This window comes from Pseudonocardia sp. TRM90224, from assembly GCF_021245725.1.
Lineage (GTDB): Bacteria > Actinomycetota > Actinomycetes > Mycobacteriales > Pseudonocardiaceae > Pseudonocardia.
On record NZ_JAJGSX010000039.1, the window covers coordinates 67,989 to 82,961 of the forward strand.

Genomic DNA, 14,973 nt, shown 5'->3' on the forward strand with positions numbered 1-14,973 from the left:
TCCACCCGGAGGAACCCGAGATGATCACCGCGATCTCCCGCTCCCGCCTCATGTCGGCGGCGGTGCTGCTGCCCCTGCTCGTGGTCACCGCGGTCGTCCGCGCGGTGAACCTGGTCGGTGCTCCCCAACGCATCGACGACGAGGGCACCTACGTCGCGCAGGCGTTCGCGATCCTGCAGTTCGGTGAGGTGACCCACTACACCTACTGGTACGACCACCCGCCGCTCGGCTGGATCCAGATCGCGGGCTGGATGAAGCTCCTGGAGACGTTCGGGTTCCTGACCGACTCCGTCGCGGCGGGTCGCCAGCTCATGGTCGTCGTGTCCGTCGTCGCCGGTGCGCTGCTGTGGACGCTGGCGCGCAGGCTCGGGTACGGCCGCGTCGCGGCGGGCGCCGCGGTGGCGCTGCTCGCGCTGTCCCCGCTGGCTGTGGGGTTCAACCGCACGGTTTACCTGGACAACCTCGCCACCGCGTGGGTCCTCGCCGCGCTCGTTTGCATGTGCACCCCGCAGCGGCGCCTCGCCGCCTACATCGGCGCGGCGGCCTCGTTCGGCATCGCCGTGCTGACGAAGGAGACGTTCCTCCTGCTGCTGCCCGCGGTCGCGTGGTTGGGCTGGCAGCGCGGCAACCACGCCACCCGCCGGTACGCGATGGCCGTCGCGGGGACGCTGTTCGGGCTGCTCGGCAGCGCGTACGTGCTGACGGCCGCGGTGCGCTCGGAGCTCATCCCGGGCGAGGGGCACGTCAGCCTCATCGACGGCATCGCGTTCCAGCTGCTCTCGCGCACCCCGGGCGGCAGCGTGTTCACCCCGGGCACGAACAACTACAACACGGTGGCGCAGTGGGTGGACCTCGACTGGATCCTGGTCGCCGCCGGTCTGGTCGCCGCGCTCGTCGCGCTTGCGGTCCGGCAGCTCCGCCCGATCGCGGCCGGCTACCTGCTGCTCGCGGTGATGATGTTGCGTGGTGGCTACCTGCCGGTCCCATATGTGATCGTGCTGCTCCCGTTGGCGGCGCTGCTCGTGGCAACGGTCGCGGCCGAGGCTGCGCGTCGGCTGAGTGCCGGTGCGGTGCTGGTGCGAGCTGGAGCGGTCGCGGTGCTCGTCGCCGTCGCCGCGACCGGCGTGGCCGCGGTTCCGCCGTGGGGGGCGAAGATCGGCTTCCTCACCAGCGCCGACCAGGACGCGCCGACGCGCCAGGCCCGCCAGTGGTTGATCGAGAACGTGCCCCGCGACCAGCGGCTCATCGTGGACGACGTCCACTGGGCGGACCTGGTCAGGGCCGGCTGGGATCGCGACGACGTCGGCTGGTTCTACAAGCTCGACACCGACCCCGCGGTGCAAGCGCTCAGCCCGAAAGGTTTCATCGACTACGACTACATCGTCGCGACCGAGGCCATCCGGCTCTTCCCCGCTTCGTTCGCCCAGATCAACGGCGCCCTGACGAACTCGCAGGCGGTGGCGACCTTCGGCGCGGGATCGCAGCGGGTCGAGATCCGGCGCATCGGTGCGAGCGCCGCACCGCCGCATGCGGAGCCCGAGCTGAGGACGGTCGGAGCCGCGCTGGCGGACCGGCTCGCGGACACCGCCGAACCGGTTGTGGTGGAGCAGCTGCGGGCGGGCCGGGTCGACGCTCGTGTGCTCACGACACTCGGCTACCTCGCCACCGTCGAGGAGGTGCTGGTGGCCGACCTCCCCGAAGCGGCCGGCGAGGACGCCGCGGGCCGGCCGCGTCGACAGGTGCTGCTGAACGCGTCGGGCGCCCGTGCCGAGCGCATCGTCTCCTACTTCAAGGCCCAGCGCGGCGCGTTCGAGGTGCAGGCGGCCGTGGCCGGGCCGAGCGGTGTCCGGGTCGTGTTCGCGCCTGCCGCACCGTCCGGGCTGCTCGCCGCTGCCGCGACACCACCTGCCCAGGGCGAGGCCGCTGCACTGCGGGTGCTCAACCTCGTCACCGGTTCGGGTCCGTTGCAGGTGCGGCTCGCCGGCATCGACGGCACTGCGACCGCACCGATCCCGGTGGGCGCGTACGGCGACACGGGCATCGGCGCGGTCGGCTATCACGCGGTGCCCCCCGGGGTGACCACACTCGGGGTGGGCGCGATCGACCCGGCACTGCCCACGGCGTTGAGCCAGACCGTCGCGCTCGCCCCGGGCAGCAGCTACACGCTGATGCTCTTCACATCGCCGGAGGGCAACGGCGTCCGCGGTCAGCTGGTGCCGGACCCGGCCGTCCCCGGCCCGGACCTGCGCGGCATCGTCCGCCTTGTGCACGGCGCGGCGAAGGGGCCGGAGCTGACTGTTGCGTCCGCGGATGCCGGACCGCTCGCGCAAGCCATCTCGTACGGTCTCGTGACCGGCTACGCCGAGCTGATCCCCGGTACCGCCGCGCTCACGCTGACCAGCGGCGCCGCAACCTCGGTCGCGCAGGTGCCGGTGAACGCCGGTGGTGTCGCGACGCTCGTCGTGATCGACGGACCGGACGGGCCGGTGGTCCAGCTCGTCCAGGACCCGGTGCAGCCCCCGGCGGGCGCGGCGCTCGAAGTGACCTCGCCGGCGAGGCCGGGTGTCCTGGTCCCGGTGGCACCGTCGGATCCGGCCGCGCCTGCGGAGGCGGCCGCGCCCCCGCCACCGGTTGCGTCCGACCGCGGGCTCGGCGACCTGCCGCTCATGGTGATCGGCTGGGCCCTGGTCATGGCCGCGGCGGGGTTCTGGCTGCGTAGGCGGAAGCCCGGCATCGACGTGGCCGCGCCGGGTCGCCCGGCACCGCTGCCGGCCGGTTCCCGTCCACTCCTCAACGACGACGAAACCGTGCAGCTCATCCGGTGGAAGCCGACGTTGGGCCGAGCGCCACGACCGCCACGACCACCCGACGATCCCGACAACACGATGATGGTCGAGCAGATCGAGGCGATGCGTGCCGCTGCAGCACGAGAAGCTGCTGCGCGAGCGGCGGTGGCGCAGCGCCCGAACCCCGCACAGCGCCGCGCACCGGCCCCACCCACCCCCGCCCAGCCCCCGCGCGAACCGGCGGTGCCGGCGGGGCGGGACCGCGCTTACCACGAGCCGACGGTGTTCCGCGGTGACCTGGCGGCGCTTCGTCGGGCAGCGGCGCAGTACGTCGCGCGCGGCGGGCGCGACGGCGACGCGGGCCGGACGACCGCGATGCCGCCGGTTCGTCCACCGGCCGGCCCCACCGATCCCCGCCGCAACCACCCGGCACCGCACCCTCGGCGCCCGAAGCCCTAGAGCGGCGGCCACCACCAGACGTGGGGCATCAGGAAAGTCCGCCATGGCCCTCCGGGCCGCCGCGAGGGATGAGAATCGGTGCTGGGTGCGGCACTCGGGGGTACGCCGCGGTAGGGGTGGGTGACCGAACGGCACTTTCGTCCATACCTAGTGGACGAAAGTGCCGTTCGTTCGTTTCCGGCCCGACGGGTGGGTGCACGGACTGCCGGGCGTAGGGCGCTCGTGCACAGGTTGATGCCTTCGTGCACACGTTCGAACCTGTGAACGAGGAGGCGAACCTGTGCACGACCAGCCCCGCGGCCTGAGCCGGGCCGTGACGGTCGGTCGGGTTGTGTGCGTTGCGCACGCGAGGGCGGGAAAGCCACTTTCCGGCCCTCACAGGGCAGGAAAGTGGCTTTCCTGCCCTCCCCAACCCTTGGGCGACGGCGCGAACGGCACTCTCGATCGGCCAACGCCAGGAACCTCGGGTGCCGGTCCACCGCGGTGGCTGCGGCGATTCACCTGACAGCCACTTTCATGCAACCACGTTGCATGAAAGTGGCTTTCCTGACCTTCCCGTGAGCTCGCCGGGTCGCGTGGTCACCGGCGGAGCAGCTCCTGCCCGAGGGTGGTGGCCGCCGGCGACACCCATTGCCCGTCGAGCGTCGCACCGTCGATCCGGTAGCCGACAGCGCCGGCAGGTGAGCCGTCCCTCGTGTAACCGATGATCAGGAGGTCTCGCACGAGCAGGCCGACCCCGGAGTACTGGGATGATCCCACCGTCCAGGCCACGTCGTACCGGCTGTCGCTGCGACTGATCGTGAGCGTGCCGGTGTAGTGGCTGCCGTCCGGGTTGCTGCCCTCGACCGAGTAGTCGCCGCTCAGCCCGGGCGTGCCGAGGGCGGTCTCCTGTCCCGGCGTCACGCCCGCTTCCGCGTCCACCCATCGCCCCTCCAAACGTCCACCCGCGACGCGGTAGACGACGACGCCGTGCGGGGCGCCGTCGCCCGCGTACCCCACGGCGAGCGTCCCGCCCTCGACGAGGCCGACCCCCATCTGCGGCGGGGCGGTCGGGAACGACCACTGCAGGTGGTTGACCTCGCCCGTCACCGCAACGGTCACAACGCCCTGGTAGGCGCCCGCGTTGTCGGGATTCAGCCCTTGCTCGATGACGTAGGTGCCCGCCAGGTCTGGTTGCACGTTGGTAGGGGGCGCCGGGCCGGGCGTCGGCCCGGCGAGATCCGGCCCGGTGCGGCCACCGATGAGGGGGAGTGCCAGCAGTGCCACGAGTCCGAGGGCGATCGCCGCGAGCGCGAGCCCGGCGATCAGCAGTCCCGTTCGCCGTGGCGGTCGGGGCGCCGGCCCGGGGTCAGCCGACGCGACCGGCGGTTCGCTGGCAGGTCCGCTGGCAGGTCGGGGAGCAACCGGCCGGGACGGGCCGGGATTCAGCGCCGCCCGAGCCGCCTCGGCGAGCGCGCCCGCGGTGGGTGGGCGGTCGGCGGGCCGTTTGGCCATGCCCCGGGCGATGACGTGGTCCATGCCCGGCCCGAGATCGGCCCGGTGCGGAGCCAACGACGGCGCGGGCTTGTGGAGATGGCCGTGGATGATGGTGGGCGCCTCACCCGGGAACGGCGGCCGATTCGCGAGGAGCTGGAACAGCACGCAGGCCAGGGCGTAGGTGTCGACGCGATGGTCGACGGATCCGCCGAGGAACCGTTCGGGGGCCATGTACTGCACGGTTCCGGCGGTCTCGCCGCTGCCCGTCACGTTCGTGTTCGACGTGTGGGCCCGGGCGATGCCGAAGTCCACGAGGTAGACGAACTCGGGCCGTCCCGGGACCACGAGGATGTTCGACGGTTTGACGTCGCGGTGGATCAGCCCCTGCGCGTGAGCGGCGTCGAGCGCGGCCGCCACCTGCTCGACGATCGCGACGGCCCGCGGGGCGGCGAGCGCACCCTCGCGGGCGAGCACGGCCCCCAGATCAGGGCCGTCGACGAAGCGCATGTCCAGGAAGAGCCGCCCGTCGATCTCCCCGTAGTCGTGGATGGGGACGACGTGCGGCTCGTGCAGCAACGCCGCTATCTCCGCCTCCCGTCGGAAGCGGGTGCGGAACGCCTCGTCGTCGGACAGGTGCGCGGGCAGCAGCTTCAGGGCGACGACACGATCCCGTTTGCGGGTGTCGTAGGCGCGGTAGACCTCGCCCATGCCGCCCCGCCCCAGGAGCCGGTCGAGCCGGTAGGGCCCGAACTCGCCTTCTGCCACCGGCCGCACCCCTCGCGTGGCGGCGCCGTCCAGGCGCCGTCGAGTCGTGCCGCATCGTACGAGCGGGCGCCGATCCGGTCCAGGTCGCCACGAGGGAGTTCGAACGTCTGCGCGACCGATGATTCTCGCCTCCCACGGTGGTCTATACGTCCGAGGCTCACGACCGGTACCGGAAGGTGACGACCAGGATGCAGACACCAGAGATCGCTTCTCCACACGAGTGGGAGGCCGCGCGCCGGCAGTTGCTCGTGAAGGAGAAGGAGTTGACCCGCGCCCGCGATGCGCTCGCGGCAGAGCGACGGCGGATGCCGTGGCTGCCGGTGGAGAAGGCGTACCGGTTCGACGGACCGCAGGGCGAGGTGAGCTTGCTCGACCTCTTCGAGGGCCGTCGCCAGCTGATCATCTATCGGGCCTTCTTCGAGTCCGATGTGGCCGGCTGGCCCGACCACGCTTGCGTCGGCTGCTCGATGATGGCCGACCAGGTCGCTGACGTCGCACACCTGAACGCCCGCGACACCTCCCTCGCCTTCGTCTCGCGCGCACCGCTGCCGGACATCGAGCGCGTGAAAGCCCGGATGGGCTGGACGATGCCCTGGTACAGCCTGCTCGACGGTTTCGACCTCGACTTCGGGGTCGACCAGATGCACGGCACGAACGCGTTCATCCGCGAGGGCGAAAGCGTGTTCCGCACGTATTTCGTGAACGATCGCGGCGACGAATCGATGGGCGGCACGTGGAGCTATCTCGACCTGACCGCTCTCGGTCGGCAGGAAACGTGGGAGGACTCGCCCGAAGGCTATCCCCAGTCACCTCCGTACCAGTGGTGGCGCTGGCACGACGCATACGGATCGGGTGAGCAGCGCGGGTGATGCCCGCCGCAGGACTCCAGGCCTGGACCGACACGGGTGAGCGGGCAGGCCTGGACTCCGAGGCCGGAGCGGGACGTCCGGCCGGGCGCTGTCAGCAGCGATCGTTCACACGCCGGAACCTGCAGGGACCGCATGCGGTGTCGTGCAGCTCGTCCCAGAGTCGGTACTGCTTCAGATACCTCTGAGTCCATTCACCATCCCACACGCAACCGCAATACCGCTCGGTGCACACGACCGCTGCAGCTTTCCCCTGCGGGACCACCAGCTCGAGGAGGTGATCTGCCAGCCGGGCCACCTGATCTTTTGCGTTCCTCAATCCAGCTCCCCTTGTCGGGCGGTTGTCGGCCTCCGCACCGTAGGAGAGCTGCGCTATAAGAAGCCTGTCAGAGATCTGTCGAGCACCGTCCCGCTGTGCGGGGTCCCTATCCTGCGACGGGGGTGTCCGCAACCAGGTTGCTCGTGCTCGGCGTCGTCGACGCGTCCGGGGTGGCGCACGGCTGCCAGGTGCGGCGGACGTTGGTGCAGTGGCACGCGCAGGCGTGGGCGCATGTCGCGCCGGCGTCGATCTACCAGGCCATGCGCACGCTGACGAAGCACGGGCTGCTCGAACGCCTCCTGCCGAGGCCGGGGACGGCGGCCCCGAGCGCACGGCGCACCGGATCACCGCGGCCGGGCGCCGGGAGCTGCTGGACCTCCTGCGCGGCGCGGTCGCCGATCCCGGCACGGGCTTCGATGCGCTGAACGCGGCCTTCGGGTTCCTGCACCTGCTGGAGCGTGCCGAGGTGGTGGCGCTGTTCGAGATGCGGGCCGGGGCGCTGCGCGGCCGGCTGGCCGTCGCTCAGGAGGATCAGCCCTGCCGGGGTTGATCGACGCGCACTCCCACGTGATGACCGGCAGCCTCGAACAGGCGTTGGCGTTCGGTGTGACCACCGAGATCGACATGTTCGCCCCGCCGGCACGGGCGTCACGGTGGCGGGCGGGCATCCGACGCAGCTGGTGGAGCGGGGTGTCTACCCACCGTTCCCGGTGCTGGGTCCCGGGGACGACCCAGCGTCGTTCGTCGCGGCCCGGGTCGCCGAGGGCAGCGACCACCTCAAGATCTTCATCGACGACGGGGGAGTGGTGGGCTGGCCGGTGCCGACGCTCCCCGGGTCGACGGTCGCGGCGCTCGTGTCCGCGGCGCATGCCCACGGTGTGCTGGCCGTGGTGCACCCGGGCGACCACGCGGCGGCGGAGGTTGCCGTCGCCGCGGGTGCCGACGGGCTCGCGCACGTGCCGTTCGACCGTGTGGTGACCGGCGCGCTGGCGACCCGGATGGCCGAGCAGGGGACCTTCGTGATCCCGACGCTCGGTGTTGCGGACGCCGTCGGTGGATGTGGCAGCGGCCCGGCCCTCGCGGCCGATCCGAGGTTCGGGTCCCGGCTGGACGCCACCTCGCGCATGATGTTGACGATGGTGGGCGGCAACTTCCCGCTCGGCCCCGGCGCCCATCCCGACGTGGCGGCGGCCCGGGAGAGCATCGCGGTCCTGCGGGAACGCGGGGTCACCGTGCTCGCCGGCTCCGACGCCGGCACCCTCGGCGTCGCGCACGGCGTCAGCCTCCACCACGAGCTCGCGCTGCTCGTCGACTGCGGGTTGACGCCGGCCGAGGCGCTCACCGCGGCCACGGCCGCGCCGGCGGACGCGTTCGGGCTGGCCGATCGTGGCCGGATCCGCGTCGGGTTGCTGGCCGACCTGCTCCTCGTGGCCGGCGATCCGATCTCGGAGATCACCGCGACCGCGGCCATCTCCGGTGTCTGGAGGCGTGGCTGCCCGGTCTGATCTTCCGGTCTGATCGGCCCGCGGCGCACGTGGAGGTCGACCTCGGCCTCCACGTGCGACGGTGGGACGGGCTGTGGTTCAGCAGGTGCCGCGCCGGTAGCAGGCGCCGCACTGGCCTCCGCAGCAGTTCATGTAGTACTGGATCCGCGTGAACTGGTCGCAGCCGCAGCTCACCTCGTACCCGCGGCAGGCCTGTGCGGCTGCCTTGGGTGCGACGCGGGTCACGAGGGCGTCGGCAGCACGTGCGACGATCTTGAACATGCGGTATCTCCGATCGACGGGCGGACGGGGAATGTTTCCGGTCAGATGACTGACTGGACAAATAGGAACCGACCGTCAGGTAAATGTCAAGAAAAGCGCTCAGTGAATACTATTGGCAACAACTGGTAAGCGCTCCGTCACGACGGTTTACAGGCGACCGTACTTGTTGTAGACATCGGAGACGGGCACCCCCGCCTGGACCTCCTCGCGCACCTTGTCCTCGACGTCCTTGGCCTCTTCCGACTTCGCCAGCACCTCGTCGAGCGCGTCCTTCGGGATGACCAGCACACCGTCCTCGTCGCCGAAGATCCAGTCGCCCGGGTCGATCCTGACCTGGCTGGTGAGGCTGCCGGTGACCGAGATCGGGACCTCGATGTCGCGGATGCGGGAACGGTGCAGCGACTCGATGGGGGAGGTGTAGCGGGCGAACACGCCGAGGCCGTCGATCTCGCGCACGAGCCGGCCGTCGCGGATGCCGCCGTCGATGACGATGCCGGTGGCGCCGCGCACCCGGCTGGCGTTGCTCATCAGCTCACCCCAGATGCCGCTCTGCCGCTCGCCCGCCGCACCGACGACCACGACGCAGCCCTCGTACATCTGCGTGAAGATGCCGAAATCGGCGAGCTTGGGGTTCGGCGGCATCTCCTCGCGCGCTCGCATGTCGGGCCCGGCGATCGCGGTGAACGCGGGCCCGGCCACCTGCATCGAACGGTCGAGCGGCGCGATCGCGAGGTCGAGGCACTGGTTTGGCAGGCCCATCTCGTCCATGACGTCGTAGACGACCGCGGTGTAGAGGGCCTTCAACCGCTTTGCCGTGTCCATGCTCGCGCCCCTCACTCGAAGATTCCGAAGCCCGGGACGGCGTGCGCGCGCACGGCGTCCATGTCCAGCTCGACGCCGATGCCTGGGGTGTCGGGCGGGATGATGTAGCCGTCCTTGACGATCGAGCCGCTGCCGTCGGGCGCGATCACGTAGCTGTCCCACACGTCGCGCTCTTCCAGTGCGTGCCACTCCTGCACGTAGAAGTTGGGGATGGCCGCACACTGGTGGGCGGTCGCCATCGTGCCCAGCGGGGTGGAGACCAGGTGCGGGGCGAACGGGATGTAGTGCATCTCGGCGAGGTTGGCGATCTTCTTGGCCTCGGCGAGCCCGCCGCACTTCGGGACGTCGGGCTCGATCACGTCGACCGCCCCCTTCTCCAGCAGCTCGCGGAAGCCCCACCTGAGGTAGAGGTTCTCGCCCGCGCAGATCGGGGTGCGGGTCTGTGCGCGCACCCGCACCAGCGCGTCGACGTTCTCCGCCGGCACCGGCTCCTCCAGCCACATGAGCCCGAACGGCTCCAGCTCCCACGCGATCCGGCAGGCGCTGGGCACGTCGTAGCGGGCGTGCAGGTCGATGGCGAGATCGACGTCGGGGCCGATGGCCTCGCGCACCGCGGCGACCCGCTCGACCATCGAGCGCAGCTCAGCGGCGTTCACGGTGTGGTTGAAGGCGTCGAACTTGGCGGGGTGGCCCAGGTCGTCGATGTCGAACTTGATCGCGGTGAAGCCCTCCTCGACCATCCGCTGGGCCCGGTCGATGCAGCCGGCGACGGAGCCGGCGGGGTCGTCGCCGTCGCCGCAGTCGGCGTAGAGCCGGATCCGGTCGCGGAACTTCCCGCCCAGCATCCGGTGCACCGGCTGGCCGGCGGCCTTGCCCGCGAGGTCCCACAAGGCCAGCTCGATGCCGCTGAGCGCGATCACGAACACCCCGGCCTGTGGTCCGGCGAAGACGCGGCGGCGCAGCTTCTCCCAGCAGCGTTCGACGTTGCGCGGGTCCTCGCCGATGAGCAGCTCCTTGAAGGAGTTGATCAGCCCGACGACGCCGCCCGCGCCGGCGTCGGGGTTCGCCTCGCCGTACCCGGTGAGCCCCTCATCGGTGTCGATCCGCACCAGGGTGGCCTGCCCGTGATAGGCGACCACCGCTGTCCGGACGTCGACGATCCGCATTGTTACCTCCCGGGATTGGTGACGAGCGCCACATGTCATATAAGCTGATGAGATGCCGAGGAGACAAGAGGCCGAGGACCCCGTGAAGGTCCGCACGCTCCCGGTGCAGGTCGCTGCGCGCCTGACCCGACGGATCGTCGAGGGCGGCATCGAGGACGGCCGCGCGCCGTCCGAGCTCGACATCTTGCAGGAGTTCGGCGTCTCCCGCGTGGTCGCCCGCGAGACGCTCAAGATCCTCGCGTCGCTCGACATCGTCGACATTGCGCAAGGCCGCCGCGTCACCGTCCGCCCGCAGGCCGAGTGGGACTACCTGAGCCCGCTGCTCGCCGAATGGCTCCCCGACGAGCACGTCGACGGCCTGCTGCGCGAGCTGCACCAGATGCGCGAGCTGCTGGAGCCGGGGCTCGCCGCGATGGCGGCGGTCGTGATCAGCGACGAGACGTTGGCCCGGCTGCGTGAGGCGGTGGACCGGATGGCGAGCCTCGAATCCGACCCGGCCGCGTACCTGGAGGTCGACCAGGAGTTCCACATGGAGATCTGCCGGGCCGCGGAGAACCGCATTCTCGACCGCATCATGTACTCGGCCCGCTGGCTCGGCATCGCCAGCCGCCGGGTGACCAACAAAGGCAGCTTGCCCAACGCCACAGTCGACCACGCGCGGATCTTCCGGGCGCTGGAGGCCCGCGACCCGGACGCCGCGCGCGAGGCCATGCGGGTCCACATGGAGGGCAACTCCCCGCTGCTCCCGCAGAAGGCCAAGCGGAGCGATCTCGAACGGGCGCCGTAGTCCGCTCGGCGTAGATCCCGCGTTCCGCACGATCCCGTTCCTCGTAGGAGGCGAAACGGCGCCCCTGCCGCTTCGCCCCGTCGGTTGCACCGTCGCCCCGGTCGGACGCGTCCAACGTCGGACGCAGGAGGAGTTGTCATGGCACCTGATCTTGTGTGGTCGAGACGGAAGTTCCTGGGGATGAGCGCGCTCGGCGCCGTCGGGCTCACCGCCGCCGCCTGCGGTGGCGGCCCACCCGCCGCGCCCAAGGTGGACGTCCAGGTTTCGCAGGCGGTGCTCGACGCCGCAGCCCCGTTCCGCGGGCAGTCGGCCGGGATGCTCTCGCAGAAGCTGTACTCCGAAGCCGCCAACCAGGCGCTCGACCGGTCGTTGCAGGCGTTCGCGCAGGCCACCGGCACCACGGTCCAGAACGACCTGGTCTCTGGTGATGCCGGCGACCTGGTCGCGAAGATGGACGCCGACGTGAAGGCGGGCACGGCTCGCGACCTCGCGTTCATGAGTGATGCCCGGTTCGTCGGCCAGCTGCACAACCTCGGCGACCTCACCGACGTCACCGACGTCGTCGAGGAGATGAAGAAGCTTTACGGCGAGCCCGCCACCGAGGCCACAAACTACTGCGTCTTCGAGGGTCGCTGGTTCGCCATCCCGTACCACTTCATCGCGTCCGGGATGTACCTGCGCAAGGACTGGTACGCGGAGAAGGGGATCGCCCTCAAGCCGCACTACAGCTGGGAGGAGCTGCGCGACAACGCGCTCGCGGTCTCCGACCCGGCGAAGCGCCGGTTCGGCTGGGGCCTCACGGTGAACCGCTCGGGCGACGCCAACGGGTTCATCGAGAACGTCATCAACACCTACGGCGGGGCGATCGCCGACAACACCGGCCGGAAGGTGACGCTGAACTCCCCGGAGACCGTCGAGGCGGTCTCGTTCATCGGCGACATCTACACGAACCCGAAGTACAAGCCGATGCTCCCGCCCGGGATCGAGAGCTGGACCGACTCCAGCAACAACGAGAACTGGCTGGCCCAGATCCTCGGGCTCACGCTCAACCAGTTCAGCGTGTACGCCGACTCGAAGACCAAGGGCAACCCCGTCTACGCGAACACGCACGTGATCAGCGGCGCGACCGGTCCGGCGATCGACAAGCCGTTGGCGTACGGCCAGTCGAACTCGTTCGTCGTGTTCAAGGGGGCGAAGAACCCCGACCTGGCCAAGCAGGTGGCGAAGTTCATGGTGAGCGGGAGCGCGCTGCTGGGTGTTGCGCAGGGCGCGCCCTGCCTGGTCAACCCGGCGTGGGAGAAGGTGTGGGATTCCGACCCGTACTACTCCTCCGGTGACCCGGCCTACGGCCCGATCCGGGAGCAGACCCGCACGCCGCTCCCGCTGACCACCACCACCGGCTACTCGTTCCCGCAGCCCCCGAGCCCCGGCCAGCAGGCTGCGGTGGCCGCCTACCTGCTCACCGACATGATGCAGTCGGTCGTCCAGGGCACCCCGGCGGCGCAGGCCGTGGCGACCACGCACGAGCGGATGGTGCAGATCTTCGAGCAGCAGGGCTACAAGCAGTGACCGTCGTGCGTCCGCGGCCGGCCCCGTCCGGCCCGCGGGCGGCCGGGCCGTCGTCGCTCTCGGGCGCCCAGCGGGTGTTCGGGCGCGACTGGAAGCTCGCCGCGGCGTTCATCGCGCCGACCGGGCTGCTCGTCGCGGCGCTGATCCTCTTCCCGATCATCAGCTCCGTCGTCACCAGCACCACCGAGCGGCACGGCGCGGAATCCGTGTTCGTCGGGCTGGACAACTACACGGCGCTCGTCGACGACGCGGTGTTCCACAAGGGCGTGCTCAACTCGTTCGTCTTCACCGCCTACGCCGAGATCTTCAAGGTCACCCTCGGGCTGATCGCGGCGCTGATGCTGCACCACATGCGCCGCGGTCGGGCCGTGCTCGCCGGGGTGATCCTGCTGCCGTGGGTGGTGCCGACGGTCGTCACGGCGTTCACGTGGCGGTCGCTGTTCGACCCGATCTTCGGCAGCGTCAACACGCTGCTCACCGACTCGGGGATCGGTCCGGTGCTCGCCGCGATCGGGCTGGTCGACAGCTGGCCGGCGGAGTGGCTCTCCGACCCCGAGCTTGCGATGCCGGCGGTCATCCTGGTCAACGTCTGGAAGGGCATCCCGTTCTTCACGGTGACCTTCCTCGCCGGGCTCAAGGCCATCGACGCCGGCCTGTACGAGGCGGCCATGGTGGACGGGGCCTCGCCCTGGCAGCGGTTCCGGCACATCACGCTGCCGGGGCTGCGTCACGTCATGATCGTGACGGTGCTGCTGTCGTCCATCTGGACGTTCAACAACTTCGACCTGATCTGGCTGATGACACAGGGCGGCCCCGGTGATGCCACCGCCCCGTACGTGATGGTGGCGTACTCGAAGGCGATCCAGCAGCTGCAGCTGGGCGCGGGCGCCGCGGTGACGCTGGTGATGCTGCCGATCGTCGGCATCCTCGTGCTGGTGCTCGTGCGGATGATGCGGCGCAGCGACCAGCCCGGCAGCGGCGACCTCGGGCGCAGCCGGCTGACCCCGGCCCAGCGCGCGGCGATGCCGTGGGTGATCGTTGCGGTCTCGGTGCTGGTGCTGGTGTGGGCGTCGCCGCACATCGTGTGGAAGGCCGCGCTGGTGCTCGGCGTGTTCGTGCTGCTCGCGGCCGTCGTCGGGCGGGTCGTCTCGACGCTCGCCGCGCGGGGGAACCGGACGGCCGCCAGGGTGGTCAACGGCACCGGCACGGGCGTCGCTCTCGTGGGGCTGCTCGGATTCGTGCTCGCCCCGCTCTACTGGATGACGGTCACCGCCTTCAAGTCCGACGACCAGATCGTCATGCGCACCAACGACCTCTGGCCCACCCCGTGGAGCACCGAGCAGTTCACCAACCTGTTCTCCGGCCGGGCGTTCGGCACCTGGTACGTGAACACGGTGCTGGTGGCCGGGGCGTCGACGCTGATCGCGCTGATCTGCGCGGCGCTGGCCGGCTACGCGCTGGCCCGGCTGAAGTTCCGCGGTTCGGAGAGCTTCACGGTGACGATCCTGCTCACCTACGTGATGCCGGGCGCGCTGCTGTTCATCCCGCTCTACCAGATGATGAGCGGGATCGGGCTCAACGATTCGCTGTGGTCGCTGGTCGTCACCTACCCGACGTTCACGCTGCCGTTCGCGACGTGGCTGCTCGTGGGCTACTTCAAGTCGATCCCCGCCGACCTGGAGGAATCGGCGCTGGTGGACGGGTGCACGCGGTTCGGTGCGTTCCTGCGGATCGTGCTGCCGCTGGCGAAACCGGGCCTGCTCGCCGTTGCCCTGTTCACCCTCACCAACGCGTGGAACGAGTTCCTCTTCGCGTTCGTGTTCATCACCCGCAACGAGTACATGACCCTGCCGGTCGGCATGCAGTCGATGATCTTCGGGGACGTCGTGCCGCAGGGCCAGCTGGCCGCCGCGTCGCTGCTGATCAGCATCCCGGTGGTGCTCATGTACGCGTTCGGGCAGCGGTTCCTGACCGAAGGCCTGACGGCGGGTGCGGTGAAGGGCTGACCCCCGGGGGGCGGGTCGCGCACGGGGGTCAGGAAAGCCACTTTCCTGCCCCACAGGGCCTGACTGTGGCTGTCAGGTGAATCGCTGCAGCCACCGCGGTGGACCGGCGCCCGAGGTTCCTGGCGTTGGCCGATCGAGAGTGCCGTTCGCGCCGTCGCCCAAGGGTTGGGGAGGGCAGGAAAGCCA

The 14,973-nt window shown here is 70.5% G+C and carries 11 protein-coding genes; 7 read left to right on the forward strand and 4 right to left on the reverse strand.

The features are described 5' to 3' along the window. Positions 1-20: 20 nt before the first annotated feature. Positions 21-3,245: a DUF4397 domain-containing protein gene (locus LL648_RS35070; RefSeq protein WP_232667130.1), complete on the forward strand. Its 3,225-nt coding sequence runs from the start codon at positions 21-23 to the stop codon at positions 3,243-3,245. A 579-nt stretch (positions 3,246-3,824) separates the two neighbouring features. Here LL648_RS35070 and LL648_RS35075 read toward each other — a convergent pair. After that, complete coding sequence (locus tag LL648_RS35075) at positions 3,825-5,486, reverse strand: serine/threonine-protein kinase (RefSeq protein WP_232667131.1); 1,662 nt, start codon at positions 5,484-5,486, stop codon at positions 3,825-3,827. 188 nt (positions 5,487-5,674) lie between these two features. Between LL648_RS35075 and LL648_RS35080 the strand changes: the two genes are divergently transcribed. From LL648_RS35080 to LL648_RS35090, 3 genes are all read left to right on the forward strand, one after another. After that, positions 5,675-6,355, forward strand: coding sequence for a DUF899 domain-containing protein (locus tag LL648_RS35080; RefSeq protein WP_232667132.1), 681 nt, complete (start codon positions 5,675-5,677; stop codon positions 6,353-6,355). A gap of 524 nt (positions 6,356-6,879) precedes the next feature. Further along, positions 6,880-7,221: a hypothetical protein gene (locus tag LL648_RS35085; RefSeq protein WP_232667133.1), complete on the forward strand. Its 342-nt coding sequence runs from the start codon at positions 6,880-6,882 to the stop codon at positions 7,219-7,221. A 103-nt stretch (positions 7,222-7,324) separates the two neighbouring features. Further along, positions 7,325-8,176: an amidohydrolase family protein gene (locus tag LL648_RS35090; protein WP_232667134.1), complete on the forward strand. Its 852-nt coding sequence runs from the start codon at positions 7,325-7,327 to the stop codon at positions 8,174-8,176. Positions 8,177-8,254: 78 nt separating this feature from the next. Here the strand turns inward: LL648_RS35090 and LL648_RS35095 are convergent, their stop codons facing one another. The 3 genes from LL648_RS35095 to LL648_RS35105 all read right to left on the reverse strand — a co-directional run bounded on the left by LL648_RS35095 (position 8,255) and on the right by LL648_RS35105 (position 10,425). Next, a complete protein-coding gene (locus tag LL648_RS35095; protein WP_232667135.1) occupies positions 8,255-8,437 on the reverse strand; it encodes a hypothetical protein in 183 nt (60 codons plus the stop codon). 147 nt (positions 8,438-8,584) lie between these two features. Then, positions 8,585-9,259 carry an RraA family protein gene (locus LL648_RS35100; RefSeq protein ID WP_232667136.1) on the reverse strand — a complete coding sequence of 225 codons (675 nt, stop codon included), beginning with the start codon at positions 9,257-9,259 and terminating at the stop codon, positions 8,585-8,587. An 11-nt stretch (positions 9,260-9,270) separates the two neighbouring features. Continuing rightward, positions 9,271-10,425 (reverse strand): mandelate racemase/muconate lactonizing enzyme family protein, encoded by a 1,155-nt coding sequence (locus tag LL648_RS35105; protein ID WP_232667137.1) that lies wholly within the window; start codon positions 10,423-10,425, stop codon positions 9,271-9,273. A 52-nt stretch (positions 10,426-10,477) separates the two neighbouring features. Between LL648_RS35105 and LL648_RS35110 the strand changes: the two genes are divergently transcribed. From LL648_RS35110 to LL648_RS35120, 3 genes are all read left to right on the forward strand, one after another. After that, positions 10,478-11,212 (forward strand): FadR/GntR family transcriptional regulator, encoded by a 735-nt coding sequence (locus LL648_RS35110; RefSeq protein WP_232667138.1) that lies wholly within the window; start codon positions 10,478-10,480, stop codon positions 11,210-11,212. Positions 11,213-11,350: 138 nt separating this feature from the next. After that, on the forward strand, positions 11,351-12,781 hold the full coding sequence (locus LL648_RS35115; RefSeq protein WP_232667139.1) for an extracellular solute-binding protein: 1,431 nt from the start codon (positions 11,351-11,353) through the stop codon (positions 12,779-12,781). Between the two features lie 5 nt (positions 12,782-12,786). Beyond that, positions 12,787-14,787, forward strand: a complete 2,001-nt coding sequence (locus tag LL648_RS35120; protein ID WP_232667140.1) for an ABC transporter permease — start codon at positions 12,787-12,789, stop codon at positions 14,785-14,787. Positions 14,788-14,973: the final 186 nt, after the last annotated feature.